The organism is Bacillus sp. IS1, from assembly GCF_032461585.1.
Taxonomy (GTDB): domain Bacteria; phylum Bacillota; class Bacilli; order Bacillales; family Bacillaceae; genus Bacillus; species Bacillus velezensis.
The window spans coordinates 156740-170880 of record NZ_JAWCWR010000003.1 but is presented as its reverse complement, the minus strand read 5'-3'; the positions used below and the strand labels follow the sequence as shown (position 1 = coordinate 170880).

The 14141-nt window shown below is 47.2% G+C and carries 17 protein-coding genes; 11 read left to right on the top strand and 6 right to left on the bottom strand.

Features of this window, described 5'->3' with window-relative positions; genetic code table 11:
- The first annotated feature begins 79 nt into the window (after nucleotides 1–79).
- The 4 genes from RUW00_RS14260 to cypC all read left to right on the top strand — a co-directional run bounded on the left by RUW00_RS14260 (nucleotide 80) and on the right by cypC (nucleotide 5153).
- Nucleotides 80–976: a CvfB family protein gene (locus tag RUW00_RS14260; protein WP_280145436.1), complete on the top strand. Its 897-nt coding sequence runs from the start codon at nucleotides 80–82 to the stop codon at nucleotides 974–976.
- A 170-nt stretch (nucleotides 977–1146) separates the two neighbouring features.
- Nucleotides 1147–2124, top strand: a complete 978-nt coding sequence (locus tag RUW00_RS14255; RefSeq protein WP_280145006.1) for a BMP family lipoprotein — start codon at nucleotides 1147–1149, stop codon at nucleotides 2122–2124.
- Nucleotides 2121–3770: a methyl-accepting chemotaxis protein gene (locus tag RUW00_RS14250; protein WP_280145007.1), complete on the top strand. Its 1650-nt coding sequence runs from the start codon at nucleotides 2121–2123 to the stop codon at nucleotides 3768–3770. Before RUW00_RS14255 ends, RUW00_RS14250 begins: the two co-directional genes overlap by 4 nt.
- Nucleotides 3771–3902: 132 nt before the next feature.
- Complete coding sequence (gene cypC / locus RUW00_RS14245) at nucleotides 3903–5153, top strand: CYP152 family fatty-acid peroxygenase CypC (RefSeq protein WP_267542932.1); 1251 nt, start codon at nucleotides 3903–3905, stop codon at nucleotides 5151–5153.
- A gap of 49 nt (nucleotides 5154–5202) precedes the next feature.
- On the opposite strand, the gene RUW00_RS14240 is transcribed toward cypC, so the two are convergent.
- Both RUW00_RS14240 and RUW00_RS14235 read right to left on the bottom strand, forming a co-directional pair.
- Entirely contained in the window at nucleotides 5203–5325 is a 123-nt protein-coding gene (locus RUW00_RS14240) for a hypothetical protein (RefSeq protein WP_003155105.1), read from the bottom strand.
- A 48-nt stretch (nucleotides 5326–5373) separates the two neighbouring features.
- Nucleotides 5374–6225 (bottom strand): DegV family protein, encoded by an 852-nt coding sequence (locus RUW00_RS14235; protein WP_061862064.1) that lies wholly within the window; start codon nucleotides 6223–6225, stop codon nucleotides 5374–5376.
- Nucleotides 6226–6350: 125 nt separating this feature from the next.
- Here RUW00_RS14235 and RUW00_RS14230 point away from each other — a divergent pair, with 125 nt between their 5' ends.
- Together RUW00_RS14230 and RUW00_RS14225 are read left to right on the top strand one after the other, a co-directional pair.
- Nucleotides 6351–7193, top strand: a complete 843-nt coding sequence (locus RUW00_RS14230) for a YitT family protein (RefSeq protein WP_007610547.1) — start codon at nucleotides 6351–6353, stop codon at nucleotides 7191–7193.
- Between the two features lie 14 nt (nucleotides 7194–7207).
- Nucleotides 7208–7669: a BsuPI-related putative proteinase inhibitor gene (locus RUW00_RS14225; RefSeq protein WP_280145008.1), complete on the top strand. Its 462-nt coding sequence runs from the start codon at nucleotides 7208–7210 to the stop codon at nucleotides 7667–7669.
- A 36-nt stretch (nucleotides 7670–7705) separates the two neighbouring features.
- Here the strand turns inward: RUW00_RS14225 and RUW00_RS14220 are convergent, their stop codons facing one another.
- The 3 genes from RUW00_RS14220 to RUW00_RS14210 all read right to left on the bottom strand — a co-directional run bounded on the left by RUW00_RS14220 (nucleotide 7706) and on the right by RUW00_RS14210 (nucleotide 8950).
- Nucleotides 7706–7903 (bottom strand): DUF3813 domain-containing protein, encoded by a 198-nt coding sequence (locus RUW00_RS14220; RefSeq protein WP_003155097.1) that lies wholly within the window; start codon nucleotides 7901–7903, stop codon nucleotides 7706–7708.
- Nucleotides 7903–8052: a hypothetical protein gene (locus RUW00_RS14215; protein ID WP_003155094.1), complete on the bottom strand. Its 150-nt coding sequence runs from the start codon at nucleotides 8050–8052 to the stop codon at nucleotides 7903–7905. The genes RUW00_RS14220 and RUW00_RS14215 overlap by 1 nt, the downstream gene beginning before the upstream one ends.
- Before the next feature lie 85 nt (nucleotides 8053–8137).
- Complete coding sequence (locus RUW00_RS14210; protein ID WP_021494966.1) at nucleotides 8138–8950, bottom strand: Cof-type HAD-IIB family hydrolase; 813 nt, start codon at nucleotides 8948–8950, stop codon at nucleotides 8138–8140.
- A 120-nt stretch (nucleotides 8951–9070) separates the two neighbouring features.
- Between RUW00_RS14210 and RUW00_RS14205 the strand changes: the two genes are divergently transcribed.
- Entirely contained in the window at nucleotides 9071–9838 is a 768-nt protein-coding gene (locus RUW00_RS14205) for a prolyl oligopeptidase family serine peptidase (protein WP_007409140.1), read from the top strand.
- A 62-nt stretch (nucleotides 9839–9900) separates the two neighbouring features.
- On the top strand, nucleotides 9901–10209 hold the full coding sequence (locus RUW00_RS14200) for a metal-sulfur cluster assembly factor (RefSeq protein WP_003155088.1): 309 nt from the start codon (nucleotides 9901–9903) through the stop codon (nucleotides 10207–10209).
- 108 nt (nucleotides 10210–10317) lie between these two features.
- On the opposite strand, the gene fosM is transcribed toward RUW00_RS14200, so the two are convergent.
- Nucleotides 10318–10761 carry a FosM family fosfomycin resistance protein gene (gene fosM, locus RUW00_RS14195; protein WP_007409139.1) on the bottom strand — a complete coding sequence of 148 codons (444 nt, stop codon included), beginning with the start codon at nucleotides 10759–10761 and terminating at the stop codon, nucleotides 10318–10320.
- Nucleotides 10762–10946: 185 nt separating this feature from the next.
- Between fosM and RUW00_RS14190 the strand changes: the two genes are divergently transcribed.
- The 3 genes from RUW00_RS14190 (at nucleotide 10947) to argC (ending at nucleotide 14127) form a co-directional block, all read left to right on the top strand.
- Nucleotides 10947–12383 (top strand): FAD-binding oxidoreductase, encoded by a 1437-nt coding sequence (locus RUW00_RS14190; RefSeq protein ID WP_280145009.1) that lies wholly within the window; start codon nucleotides 10947–10949, stop codon nucleotides 12381–12383.
- Entirely contained in the window at nucleotides 12380–12922 is a 543-nt protein-coding gene (locus tag RUW00_RS14185; RefSeq protein WP_003155082.1) for an MFS transporter, read from the top strand. Before RUW00_RS14190 ends, RUW00_RS14185 begins: the two co-directional genes overlap by 4 nt.
- Nucleotides 12923–13089: 167 nt before the next feature.
- Nucleotides 13090–14127: an N-acetyl-gamma-glutamyl-phosphate reductase gene (gene argC, locus RUW00_RS14180; RefSeq protein WP_014417398.1), complete on the top strand. Its 1038-nt coding sequence runs from the start codon at nucleotides 13090–13092 to the stop codon at nucleotides 14125–14127.
- Nucleotides 14128–14141: the final 14 nt, after the last annotated feature.

The following is a 14141-nucleotide window of genomic DNA, read 5'->3' as shown; positions in this document are numbered from 1 at the left end:
TTCACTTATGAGTTGATTATAGTAGAATAAAGAGAAATGTCCAACAGCATAAAGCATGAATTTATGCATATTGGAAAAAATGAGAAAAACATCAGCCTCATACGGGCGAATCAGGAAGGACGATAACATGAGACCAGGGCAGCAGCTCACGCTTAGTATAGATCACCAAACCGATTTCGGTTATTTTTTAACCGACGGCGAGGATACGGTTCTTTTACATAACAGTGAAATCACAGAGGATATCGAAGACAGAGATGAAGTGGACGTATTTATCTACGTCGATCATCAGGAAAGACTCGCGGCGACGATGAAAAAGCCGCTCATCAGCTTTTATGACTACGGATGGGTGGAAGTGACGGACGCTGTGAAGGATATGGGCGTATTCGTCGACGTCGGCCTGTCAAAAGACGCGCTCGTCGCAACGGAGCACCTGCCTCCGTACAAATCCGTCTGGCCGCAAAAAGGAGACAGACTGTATTGCATGCTGAAGGTGACAAGCCGCGGGCGCATGTTTGCCAAACCGGCGCCTGAGGATATCATCAGTGAATTATTTACGGATGCAGAGGAAGACGTCATGAATAAAGACCTGACAGGCACGGTGTACAGACTGATTGCATCAGGATCTTTTCTGATTACCGATGAAGGCATCCGCGCGTTTATTCACCCTTCAGAAAGAAAAGAAGAGCCGAGACTCGGCAGCCGCGTGACAGGGCGTGTCATCGAGGTAAAGGAAGACGGCTCCGTCAACATGTCCCTGCTGCCGAGAAAGCAGGATGCGCTTTCGGTTGACGCGGAAGAAATTCTGACCTATCTGAGATCAAGAAACGGCGCGATGCCTTACGGAGACAAAAGCAATCCTGACGATATCCGCGAACGGTTTCATTTAAGCAAAGCCGCCTTTAAGCGGGCGCTCGGGCATCTGATGAAAAACGGCAAGGTCTATCAGGAAGACGGCTGGACATACGAAAAACAATAAATGTTCTGCAAAAACATCGGTGAACCAAAACCGATGTTTTTTATTTTCTCAAAAGCTGCTATATTCCTCATTTGTTTAACCTCCTGCCGAACATACATATTTTATTGAAATAAAATATTCTGACATCCGAACCGATATATAACTATAGAAAAAACAAAAGGAGAGTTTCAATGAAAAAAATGGCGATATTTGCGGCTGTACTGCTGATTGCGCTCAGCACGGCGGGATGTGCCGGCAAATCTGAGGAAACGGCGGCCGAAAAAACGAAAACAATCGGCATCATGCTGACAGACAACGGCCTCGGCGACCAATCATTTAATGATTCAGGCTTTCAAGGTTTGATGAAAGCGAGAGACGAGCTCGGCATCACATTTGACTATCGGGAAATAAAAGATACCGGTACATACGAAAAAGGACTGACCCAGCTTGTCCGGGAAGGCAATGATCTTGTGGTGGGGCTCGGTTACAGCATGCAGGCGGATTTAGAAAAGGTCGCCAAAAAATATCCGAAGCAGCGGTTTGTGCTGATTGATTCCGTATCAGACCTGGATAATGTCACCTCCGTCACGTTTAAAGAGGATGAAGGAAGCTTCTTAGCCGGAGCGCTGGCGGCTATGACGAGCAAAACCGGCACGATCGGATTTATCGGCGGTTCAGATGCCGACGTCATTAAACGGTTTAAAAAAGGCTATCTGAAAGGCGCGGAATCAGTCAAACCGAAAATCCGCGTGCTGTCGGACATCAGCGGTACGTTTGATGATGATAAGCTCGGGAAGCGCATCGCCCAAAACATGATCCGAAAAAAAGCCGATGTCCTGTTTACGGCGGCCGGCTTCACGGGAGTCGGCGCACTGAAAGAAGCGGAGGCGCAAAAAGTATACGCCATCGGTGTTGACAGCGATCAATATTACACCGCCGAGCACGCCGTTATTTCTTCTTTAGTGAAAAATGTCGACCATGTCATCTATGAATTGGCGAAAGATTTAAAAGACAACAAGGAGATCAAAAGCGGTGAGATCGTTTACGGACTGAAGGAAAATGGCATGGACTTAGCCAAGATCAGAGTTGTCAAAAACGCAGGCGGGCTGGCGAAAAAGATCACGGATATGAAAAACAGTCTGATTGAAAAAGGAGGCGATCTGAAGTGACATTACGGACAAGGCTGCTCGTTAACGCAGCCGTTACGATGATTTGCTTCGCCGCCGTCATCGGCTTTACCATCGTAAACATGATGAAGATTCAGGCTTCAAATGAAGATGAAGTGGACGCGCTGTTAAACGTCCAGGAAGCAAAAGCTGACCTTAATACGTTAAAAGAAAGCATCACCGGCTATTCCTATACGCTCGCAGACGCCCAGAAAGAAGATGTGCGAAGCTATATGAAAAGCAGCTCAGACAAACTGGCGGCGCTCAAAAAAACGATGACGGACGATGCGGACAAAGCCGCTTATGACAAACTCGCCAAAAAATACGAATCGTGGCAGGCGGAGGCGGACGCTGCTCTTGATTCGAAAAGCCCGGCTGAAGCGACAAGGACGGCGGCCCGCATCAACGGTCTTCTGAATGATATTTATATGCTGAATCTGAAAAGCCGGGATCACTATGAAGACATGCAGAAGCAGACGGCTGACCAGATTCAGTTTATCGTTTACAGCGCAGCCGTGCTGACCATCGTGATACTTACTGTTACCGTCATATCTTCCATCAGGCTGACGAAGAGAATTGCAGGGCCGATACGCCGCATGGCTGAAAATGCCCGTCGTATTGCGGGAGGGAACCTTGCTGTTGAAATGCTTGATTATAAAGGGAAGGACGAACTGAAAGAGCTGAATGACTCATTCGGAATGATGGCTGAACAGCTCCGCACCTTAATTCAGGCGATCGGAGAGGTCGGCCGTGAAGTCGAGACGTTTGCGGAAGGTTTGACGAAGGAAAACCAGACGCTGAAGGACATGACCGAGCAGGTGTCCGTGTCGACGGAAGAAATGGCGCAAGGCTCCCAAACCATTTCAGAAGATCTGCAGCATGCGGTGCAATTCATTGAACAAATGGATGAACATTCAAAGGCGAACGCCAAACGTTCAAAACAAACGACGAGAAGCAGCGAAGAGACGATTGCGGCGGTGGCTGCGGGGCGCGGTGCTTTAGCCGAGACCAAGCAAGCCATTGATAAAAGCAATGAGACATCAAAAGAGATTTCCGAAGCCGCCGATCTCTTCATAAAGCATGCGGCAGGCATCAGTATGATGGCGCAGACCGTTTCTGACATTGCGGGCCAGACCAATCTGCTGTCATTAAACGCCGCAATCGAGGCGGCCAGAGCAGGCGAGGCCGGAAAAGGATTTGCCGTCGTTGCCGAGGAGATACGGAAGCTCGCAGACGGATCAGCCAAAGCGACCGCGCAGATTTTCGATATGGTAAAGCAAATTGAAGACGGCATCACGTCTATTACCGGAGCTGTCACGACCGGCGTCGCTTTAGCGGACAGACAGCAGGAGCTGATGGAGAAAACGTCAGAATCATTCGCCCATATTGAACAAAAAGCCGCCCATATTAAAGCGGAGCTTACTCAATTGGACGGACGGATCATCGAATCGAAACAGCTTGGTGAGCAAGTGCTGCATCATGCCGAAAGCATCAGCGCCGTCGTTCAGGAAACGGCTGCAGGAAGCGAAGAGATTTCTGCCTCCGCGCTTGAGCAGCTGTCTTCTTTTCATAAAATGGCGGAAAGCGTCAATAATCTGGTGAGCCTGACAGAGCGGTTAAACGATCAGGTCCGCCGGTTTACTTTGTAACGGGCTTTTGCCCCGCCCCTTATTTTTGCAGCCTGACATGAGTAACTTCTGAATGAAACACAAATACTGAATATACATGTGTTTATATTTATTCTTTTTCGTGAAAGGTGAAAAAAGAAGGGAGGAATCGGGATGGATGAACAAATTCCGCATGAAAAGGGTCTTGATAATAGTCTGGCTTTATTACGTGATGGTTATGTATTTGTGAAAAACCGAGCGGAGAATTATCGCTCAGATGTGTTTCGCGCCCGTTTATTAGGGAAGACATTCATTTGTATGAGCGGAGCGGAAGCCGCAAAGCTTTTTTATGACACAGAACGATTTCAGCGGCAGCAGGCCCTCCCCAAACGGGTGCAGAAAACGTTATTCGGAACAGGGGCAATCCAGGCAATGGACGGTGAACGGCATAAGCACAGGAAGCTTCTATTTATGTCGCTGATGACGCCGCCCCGGCAAAAACGGCTTGCGGAAGCGGTGGCAAAACACTGGAAAGCATCTGTGGAAATGTGGGAGGGTTCAAACCGAATTGTCCTTTTTGATGAAGCGAAGAAAGTGCTGTGCCAGGCTGCCTGTGAGTGGGCCGGCGTCCCGCTGAAAGACTCAGAAGTGAAAGAACGGGCGGAGGATTTCACCGATATGGTAGACGCATTCGGCGCTGTCGGACCGCGTCATTGGAAAGGCAGAAGGGCGAGGCTGAAAACGGAGAAATGGATAGAGGAGGTCATTGAGGATGTGCGGTCCGGCAAGCTGCAAACGCCGGAGGGCTCAGCCTTGTATGAAATGGCTTTTCATACAGAACTTGACGGGAACAGACTTGATTCTCACATGGCTGCTGTTGAGCTTATTAATGTTCTGCGCCCGATTGCCGCCATTTCTTACTTCATTACGTTTTCAGCTCTTGCATTGCATGATTACCCTGAATATCGGGGCAAACTGAGATCGAGAGATGATCAGGAGGCCGAAAGATTTGCACATGAAGTTCGGCGGTATTACCCGTTTGCCCCGTTTTTAGGAGCCGTTGTGAAAAAAGATTTCGTATGGAAGAACTGTGAGTTTAAAAAGGGTGCTTCCGTCATGCTTGACCTATATGGGACAAACCATGATTCCCGGCTTTGGGAGAATCCGAATGAATTTCGCCCGGAACGTTTTCAGGGGCGGGAGGAAAATAAATTTGATTTCATTCCCCAGGGCGGAGGTGATCCGGCTAACGGCCACCGCTGTCCGGGTGAGGGAATGACCGTGGAAGTCATGAAAACTTCCCTTGCGTTTCTTGCCAATGAAATAGAGTACGATGTTCCGTCCCAAGATTTAAGCTTCAGCCTGTCCAGAATGCCGGCATTGCCTGAAAGCGGATTCGTGATAAGTGATGTTAGACGCATATAGAACAAAAAACAGCCCTCTTTCTTCTAAGACAAAGAGGGCTGTTTTGCTTTTACAGATGGTCCGGTTTTTTGGAATTCTGGTTTTTTCCCGCCTGCCGGTTTTTTTCGGCAAGCCGGTTCTTTTTCTGATTTACGGCGTTATTGTCCAACGGTTTTTTGTCATCATCTTTCATGCGGCAAAGCCTCCCTTCTGTCCGTTAGGATGCCCGCCCGCATTGAAATTATGGCTTCAGGAAAAAAATCGCGAGCGTGCCCGGCCCGGAGTGGGCGCCGATCGCAGAGCCGATTGAATGAAGAATGATCTCTTTCGGATGGAACGCTTCTTCAATCATTTCCTTCATCCGAAGCGCCGTCTCTTCATTATCTGCATAGCTGATTCCCACGGTTTGATCCGCCCAATCGCCGCCTTCTTCCTTCATCATTTCTATAATCCGTTTAAACAGTTTCTTCTGTCCGCGCAATTTTTCGAGCGGCACGAGCCTGCCGTCATCCACATGCAGAATCGGTTTGATGTTCAAAAGCCCCCCGACAAAAGCGGACGTTTTTGAAATTCTGCCGCCCCGCGCGAGATAAGCGACATCATCGACCGTAAATATATGTTTCATCCGTGCGCAAAAGCTCTTTACAGACGTTTCGATTTCTTGTATTGTATTCCCGTTAACACAGAGTGTTTGCGCGTGCATCACCGCGAGGCCGCAGCCCAATGAAGCGCATTTGGAATCTACAATCCGTAAATCAAAATCGGGAAATTCCTCTTTTACTTCATTGGCCATCATTACGGCCGTCTGATAGGTGCCGGAAAGACCTGAGGAAAAGGCGACGTATATCGCCGGTTCTCCCAGTTCCGCGTATTGTAAAAATACTTTTTTTATCGTATCCGGTGATGCCTGGGATGTTTTCGGAACTTTCCCGTCCCGCATCGCTTGAAATATATGATCCGCCTGAATGGTGACCGTGTCCTCATATTCGTTTCCGTCAAGTGTTACGTGCAGCGGAATGAACCCGATCCGGTTTTCTTCAATATAAGATTTCGGCAGGTCAGAGGCGCTGTCAGCAATAAGGTGAACTGTCATCATAATTCCCTTCTTTCCGATTGGTGAGAGTGATGCCAACTATATCATATAAATGTGGCAAAATAGTGTTCAAAACTTTGTTTTAAGGGAAAAGCTAATAATGAAAATGAGCGGAGGAGCAAGCCATGGTACTAGAACAAGCAAAAAAATTAGCAATCGTCGTCATCGGCGCGTTTCTGTATGCGGCGGGACTGAATTTATTCCTGATACCGGCGAATGTATATGCCAGCGGTTTTACCGGTGTCGCCCAGCTGCTGTCAAGCGTCGTTGATCAATACGCCCCCTTTTATATTTCGACAGGAGTTCTCATGTTCCTCTTAAACATTCCCATCGGTGTGTTGGGGTGGCTGAAAGTCGGCAGATCATTCACCGTATACAGCATATTAAGCGTAGCGATGACGTCCGTCTTTATGGGAATTCTCCCGGAAATGAGACTGTCGCACGATATTCTTCTGAATACCGTATTCGGAGGAGTCATCTCAGCTATCGGCATCGGTTTAACGCTGAAATTCGGCGCTTCGACAGGCGGTCTTGATATCGTGTCGATGGTGCTGGCCAAATGGAAGGATAAACCGGTCGGCACATATTTCTTCATTTTGAACGGGATTATCATTTTGACGGCAGGATTATTGCAAGGATGGGAGAAAGCATTATATACCCTTGTCGCTCTGTATGTCACAACAAGGGTGATTGACGCCATTCACACCCGCCACATGAAACTGACCGCCATGATCGTTACGAAAAAAGCCGATGAAATCAAAGAAGCGATTTACGGGAAAATGGTCCGCGGCATTACGACGGTGCCGGCAAAAGGCGCTTACACAAACGAACAGAAAGAAATGATGATCATCGTCATCACGCGGTACGAATTGTATGACCTTGAGAAAATCGTGAAAGAAGTCGACCCGAAAGCCTTCACAAACATCGTGCAAACGACGGGGATCTTTGGTTTCTTCAGAAAAGACTGATAGGAGCGGATAGAATGAAGTGGCTGTTTGGCCTGTTATTACCGGTCATTTTATTGATCGGATGCAGCAGTCAATCCGGGCAGAAGGAGCCCGCTGAGGAGGTATCCGGAGAGATGAATGAACAGCAAGCGGAATTAGCCGTAAACCCTGTGCAGACGGATCAGCAGATCGAATTTCAAATGTCTTTAAAAAACAAAAGCGGCAGCCCGATCGATTTCACATTCAGCTCTGGGCAGAAATTCGAATTGACCGTACATGACCAACATCACAAAGAACTGTACCGCTATTCAAAAGACAAAATGTTTACTCAGGCGTTTCAAACCGTGACTTTAACGCCGAATGAAACGTATGACTTTTCAGATGTGTGGAAAAACGTGCCCGGTCCGGGAACATACACGGTGACGGTGACGTTTTTAGGGAAGTCCGATCAGATCGGAAAGAGACTGAAAACGGTAAAAACATTTGAAGTGAAATAAAAAAGCGGCGCCCTCGTCTAAACGGGGCGCCTTTTTTTATTGCAATTTCTCCAGCTGATCCTGAAATTGGTGCAGCTGCTGACGTTCTGCATCCGTCGAATTGGCGTACGCGGAAGACACGGCGTTTTTGGCGCGTGAGACGGCTTTTTCCTGATCGCCGTCCTCGAAACCGTTAGCAATCATGACGGCCTGCTGGACAAATGACTTGGCTTGAGAAAACAGTTCGTTTCTCATTAAAAGTCAACCTGCCTTTCAGCCGAATCTTTTGCTGCATCATGCTGTGCTTCCTCTAATGTAGACCGATATGGAAATCTTGCGTCATGAAGACTGACAGAGTCCTTGCCTTGCTGAATAAACCGTTTTGATTTGTTTCGTTTACCCATTGCAATGTCCCCCTTCCATATTTAGACGAGATGAGTCGTCTGTTTTAGTATGGGCGGAAGGCTTTGTGTTATGAGCGGCAAAACCTCACAGGGAGAAATAGGATTTTAAAAATTCGGCGATTCCGTCCGCTTCATTTGATCCCGTGACGCGGTTGGCGGCCTGTTTGACTTCATCCGTGCCGTTTCCCATCGCTACGCCGCACCCGGCAAATCGGAGCATTTCAAGATCGTTGTCTTCGTCGCCGAACGCGATGATCCGTTCTCTCGGCACTTGGTAATAGTCGCTGATTTTCTTCAGGCCTACCGCTTTATTCATCCCGTGTTTAATAATTTCAATCACATGCCAAGGAGCCGCCCATCTTCTGTGGTCAATGACCTCGGCGTGCACATCGGATAAATGCGCGCGTATGTCCGCGACGTCCTCTTCCTTTGCATGTATCAATACGGACGTCACATCTTCTTGGACTGTTTCGCGCAGATCGCCGAATGTGACATTCGCCGTATTCATATGAAACGCCTCAATTAAATGCTCATCATGATAATGGAAGTACACATCATCAATGATCTCAGCGAGCACATTATGTATTTGATAGGTCTCTGTAAGTTCGGCAAGCTGTCTGACCACATCGACAGATAAGGACGTGTGGTATCGTCCCCATGACTCGTCTTTCGGGTGGTGGACAAATGCCCCGTTAAAATTGACAATCGGCGTTGTCAGCCCGAGCTCGTCATAATACATCGAACTGGAACGGAACGGGCGGCCGGTTGAGATGCAGACATGATGACCCGCTTCTTTCAGCGTCTGAATCGTCCGTGCCGTTTCAGGGGAAATGGTTTTATCATCTTTTAATAAGGTTCCATCCAGATCTAAAGCGATGAGGTAAGGTTTTGTCTCCATAAATAACTCCTTTTGTCATGTAATTTGCTGTTTTTCTCTTATGTACAGTGTAGCTTTTTACCATCTTTATTGTCTACATGTTACACTTATGATTATGGTTATCCTAAGGAGGGAGTCAACGTGATTCTTATTGATCATCAAACCGTATCAGGCATTCCGTTTTTACATATTGTAAAAGAAGAAAATCGGGACCGTCCCGCTCCCCTTGTTTTCTTTATTCACGGTTTTACAAGCGCGAAGGAACATAATCTTCATTTCGCTTACCTGCTTGCTGAAAAGGGCTTCAGGGCGGTGCTGCCGGAAGCTCTTTACCACGGTGAACGCGCTGAACAGCTGTCAGCAGAAGAGCTCGCCGTCCATTTTTGGGACATTGTATTAAATGAAATCGAGGAGCTTGACGTGCTGAAAAAGGATTTTGAAGCGCGCGGTCTGATTGAAGACGGGCGGATCGGTCTTGCGGGCACGTCAATGGGCGGAATTACGACATTCGGCGCGATGGCCGCGTATGATTGGGTCAAAGCCGGCGTCAGTCTGATGGGAAGCCCGAACTATACGGCGTTTTTTCAGCAGCAGATTGACCACATTCAAAAGCAGGACATCGACATTGACGTCACAAAAGAACAGGTCGATGAACTGTTTGCGCGGCTCAAACCGTTTGATCTCAGTCTGGAACCGGAAAAACTCCGGAGCCGCCCGCTGCTGTTCTGGCACGGCGTTCAAGACAAAGTCGTTCCGTACGCACCGACCCGCGGCTTTTATGAAACGATTAAACCTCATTACAGCAGCCGGCCTGACCATCTTCAGTTTCTGAAAGACGAACGGGCTGACCATAAAGTCCCGAGATACGCCGTTTTAGAAACCGTCGCCTGGTTCGATAAGCATTTATAAAGCACAAAGGTGTTAACAAAACCCGCTTTTACGTTATACTGAGGAAAAAGGAGTGATGGAACGTGGAAGAAGCATTAAAAGAAAACATCATGGGCGCCTTGGAGCAGGTTGTTGACCCTGAGCTCGGCGTCGATATCGTCAATCTCGGCCTTGTATACGACGTTGATATGGATGACGACGGCCTGACGCACGTTACGATGACGCTGACATCAATGGGGTGCCCGCTCGCTCCGATCATCGTCGACGAGGTGAAAAAAGCGCTCGCCGACATTCCGGATGTAAAAGAGACGGAGGTCCACATCGTCTGGAATCCGCCGTGGACAAGAGACAAAATGTCACGCTACGCAAAAATCGCATTAGGGATTCAGTAATAAGAAAATGCACCTCGGATTTTAGGTACATCCTAAAGTTTGGAGGTGCTTTTCTTTTGTCTGCATATAAGCGACAGTGAGGGTTTGTTTTGGATCGCAAACAAACCTTTATATATAAAATTTCATATGAGGTTTATCTTTTTTGTAATAGGACAGTCTGTCTTGGAGTGTGCCTGTGTGGAATTCAAATTTATGCCCATCGGGATCAGTAAAATAAATTGACTTTTGATCTTGTTTATCCCTGGGACGCCCATTTAATATATTTACATTTAGATTTTTTAGCCGTTGATGTATTGCATCAAAATCTTTGGGGTCAATTGTAAAGGCCATATGCGTATAAGATTTATGTATTTCATTTCTTGGTATATCCGCCTCTAAGTTAAGTGCAAGCCAAAGCCCGTTCAGATCAAAATATGCTGTTTTTTGCCCTTTAACCAGGAGTTGTGCATGAAATACTTTTTCATAAAATTCTATAGATTTTTCCAAATTTGAAACAGAAAAAAGAAGATGATTGATTCCTTTTATGTTTATTTTCCCCACCTCATTTAACATGTTTGTCTTAAACAATCCCTTTGGTAATACATCTGCATATATATCGATTATATACTGACTAAAAAATCATTTTAAGGATTTCTGTGTATTTTTTATGCCGTGTGTTTTCCGGTATCGGATTAAAAAGGAAAAAAACGGACGTAAGGCATGATATAATAGACCGGCTGCATGCGAGGGAGGAACCCATGAAGAAAAAATTACTTCTCATTATCCTTAGCATTCTTGTTTATACGGCGCTGTTCGCTGTTTCCGCTTTTCACAAAGAGCCGGAGCAGCAGGCAGGGACAATGACGGATGTCAGCCGTCTCATGCCCGTGAAAATTAAGCAGACGGTCAAAGGAAAAGAGAAAGAAACATTGATCGAAACCATTAAGGAAGCAAAGAGAAAGCATCTGAAGATCTCAATCGCAGGCGCCCAGCACTCAATGGGCGGCCAGACGTATTATGAAGACGGTATCGTTCTCGACATGACGGGCTACAACAAAATACTCGGTCTCGACCGAAAGAAAAAAATCATCAGAGTGCAGGCGGGAGCGACGTGGAATGATATTCAGCGCTATGTCAATCCGTACGGGCTCGCGGTAAAAGTCATGCAATCGCAAAACATTTTTACGATCGGCGGCTCACTGAGCGCCAACGCCCACGGCCGGGATATCCGGTACGGTTCGCTGATTGATACGGTCAAATCGTTTCATCTTTTAAAGGCGGACGGCAAAGTCATCACCGTTACTCCGAAAGATGACCTGTTTTCAGCCGTCATCGGCGGCTACGGCCTGTTCGGCGTCATCCTTGACGCGGATATTGAGCTGACGGATGATGAGCTTTATGAAATGAAAACGAAACGCATGAACGCTGATACATACAGTCAATATTTTACGCAGCATGTTCAGCGCAACCCCGCCGTGCGCATGCATCTCGCACGGATCGCAACAGGGGATAAAGGCTTTTTGCGCGATATGTATGTGACTGATTACACGCTCTCAGACAATCAGAAAGAATTAAAGCGGCACAATGAACTGAAAGAAGATGAGCATCCGGCGCTGACGAAATTCGCGCTCGGCCTCTCCCGCCGGTATGACTGGGGCAGAAATTGGTTCTGGTCAACCCAGCAGTCTTATTTTCTCACCCAAAACGGCGTGAAAGTCTCCAGGAACAATGTCATGCGGTCAGAGTCGAAATTTTTGGAATATGAAAACACGGACAACACCGACGTGCTACAAGAATACTTCGTGCCCGTCGGCGAATTTGCGCCGTACATTCATGATTTACGCAAGACGCTGTCACATGAAGATCTCAATCTCGTAAATATTACGATCCGCTACGTACAAAAAAATGAAAAAGCCGATCTGTCATACGCAAAGGAAGACATGTTTTCACTCGTCCTTTTAATCAATGAAGGGTTTTCAAAAGACGGCCAGGCGAGTGCGGCGCGGATTGTCAGAAAAATGACGGATACGGCATTGCGCCACCGCGGCAGTTATTATCTCCCGTATATGCTGTATCAAACGAAAGAGCAGATGCGCGAGGCATATCCGAAAAGCGATATGTTCTTTCAGAAAAAACACAAATATGATCCGGATGACTTGTTTATGAATTATTTTTATCAGAGGTACAAATCATGAAACACAACCATTTAAAATGGCTGATCCTGTCACAGAGCAGTGTCTTTTTTGCCGGCAGCCTGATCTTTCCGTTTTATATTTTATTTATTAAAAACATCGGTTCCAGCTACACGCAATTCGGTCTCTCATACGGCTTGTTCGGCCTGAGCGGCGCATTGATTCATCCGCTGCTCGGCCGGCTGTCGGCAAGACTGGATCCCCGCTGGTTCCTTATGGCGAATTCGTGGGGGATGGCGGTGCTTCTTCTGACGCTCCCGCACATTACCGGCGTGCACCAGGTTTATGTTGTGCAGGTGCTTTTGGGCCTGTTCGGCGCGATGCAAAAACACGGCGAGAAAATCATGATCGCCGATTACACCGACGGCGGGGAGCGGGGAAAAAAAGTCGGCAGCTATCATTTCTGGACGGCCGTATTTTCAGCTGCCGCCATTATTCTCGGCGGGTTTCTCGCTGATTTCTTTACGGTTTATATTATTTTTTACGCCAGCTCCGTGCTGTTTTTTATAAGCGGGCTGATGATGCTGAAGAAAACAGGCTGATCCGATCAGCCTGTTTTTCTTATGGAACTCCCTCGAACGAGAGGGGGTTTTTTTGTCAGCGAAAGCAGATGGAAAATGAATGAAAAAATATTAAATATACAATTGAATTAATTTTTATTCATGTTATAATGTTAAATAATTTCACAAAAACCAAGAAGGTGAACCCGTTGAAAATAGGTATTATAGGCGCTACTGGTTATGGAGGCGCCGAACTTGTCAGGATTCTTAACCATCACCCTTATGCAGAGGATTGTATATTATATTCATCGAGCGACGAAGGAAAAGAATATGCCGCTTCATATCCGCATTTGAGGAATATAGCGTCACAATCACTTCAGCCGCTTCATATAGAAACGATCCGAAACGAAATTGATGTCATGTTCATAGCCGCGCCGCCCGGCGTCTCCGGAGAGTGGTCGCCCAAGCTGGCGGAGGCGGGCATCCCGGTCATTGATCTATCCGGCGATCTGCGGATTCAAAACCCGGCCGTGTATGAAAAGTGGTATAAGCGGAAGGCCGCTCCGAAAGGAACGATTCAAAGCGCGGTTTACGGTTTAGCTGAACTGCAAAAAGAAGAGATTCAGACTGCAAAGCTGATTGCCAATCCGGGATGTTTTCCGACGGCTGTGCTGCTCGGGCTCGCCCCGCTGGCGAAGAATAAGCTTTTACAAGATTCATTTCTGATTGTTGATGCGAAAACAGGCGTATCCGGCGCCGGCCGAAAAGCATCCATGGGCACTCATTATTCTGAGCTGAATGATAATTTCAAAATTTATAAGGTTAATGAGCATCAGCATACTCCGGAAATTGAACAGCAATTAGCGGCTTGGCAGCCCGGCACAGGCCCGATCACGTTTTCCGCTCATTTGGCGCCGATGACAAGGGGCATTATGGCGACGATGTATACGGAGGCTCCCCCGGGTATGTCTGCTGCACAGGTAAGAGAATTGTATTCCGAATTCTACAAAGATTCATATTTTGTTAGAATCAGGCCGGAAGGTGAATTTCCGGCGACGAAAGAGGTATACGGCAGCAATTTTTGTGATATCAGTGTCACCGTGGATGAAAGAACAAACCGTGCCACCATCGTTTCTGTCATAGATAATCTGATGAAAGGCGCCGCAGGGCAGGCGGTTCAAAATTTAAATATCATGAATGGCTGGCAGGAAGAAACGGGACTTACGATGACGCCAGTCTATCCATAGAACGAAAGAGGGAT